The 829-nt window shown below is 37.6% G+C and carries 1 protein-coding gene and 1 pseudogene; both read right to left on the bottom strand.

Translation table 11 applies throughout. The features are described from left to right. Positions 1–298: pseudogene (locus tag GMD4S_RS00475) on the bottom strand (alpha/beta hydrolase); the annotation flags it as partial. 98 nt (positions 299–396) lie between these two features. After that, positions 397–729, bottom strand: coding sequence for a MazG nucleotide pyrophosphohydrolase domain-containing protein (locus GMD4S_RS00470; RefSeq protein WP_000654125.1), 333 nt, complete (start codon positions 727–729; stop codon positions 397–399). Positions 730–829 lie beyond the last annotated feature (100 nt).

The following is an 829-nucleotide window of genomic DNA, read 5'->3' as shown; positions in this document are numbered from 1 at the left end:
TCAAACTATGTGCACAAAGTATATATTCATAAATCGCCAATTCTTCAAGTACTTCATAAACCGCGTCTACAAGATTGTCCAGATTTTTTCCAGATTGGTCATGAATCGGACTCCTACCTGTGTTTGGAAAATCAATTGTCAAATAACCAATTGTGGGAGGAAGTTTTTCAAGTATAAGTGAAAAATTTTCATAACTTGGTAGCAAACCTGCGCCATTTAAACAAACAAGCACTTTCTTTTGCTTTTTATAAGTAACAGAGAGGCTGCCAATTTTTGTAGTTACTTCAAATCGTTTCATAAAGAAATCCACTCATTCTATAACAATGATTTATTAAAAACCCTTATCCTTTATTTTATCACGTTCTAGGGATTTTCACAAGTTGAAGAAAAAAGACACTATAGATATTTTCCCTCCAAAAATTCTTCCAAATCTCGTTCATGTTGGTACTTAATGGCAGCCTTCTTATCTTTGTCAAAGATGGTTTTGGTTAGATCAATGTCGTTTATGGTCGCGATTGCGACGGTGTAGTGAATGATATCAGCTAGTTCTTTGGCTAGTTCCTCATTTGAGTCCTGGACAGACTCTTTTCGACCAGAGCGCCCGTTCAAGACCTCGGCTACTTCTCCGACTTCCTCCACTAGCTTGATAAAGAGACCTTCCTCAGTCCGAGATTGCTGGTAATGTTCGAGTAAGTAAGCTTGTAATTGTCTAAACGTTAAATCCTTCATCTTCTCCTCCTCACAAAAAAGCGAGACTTCTGTCCCGCTTTTCTTATTTTTCGTCGATAACGATTCTTACTTTCTTGTCTTCAGTTGGGACAGAGTAGAC

The sequence above is a fragment of the Streptococcus sp. GMD4S genome (assembly GCF_000296955.1).
The sequence above is the reverse complement of the archived record's forward strand: the minus strand, read 5'-3'. Positions and strand labels throughout refer to the sequence as shown.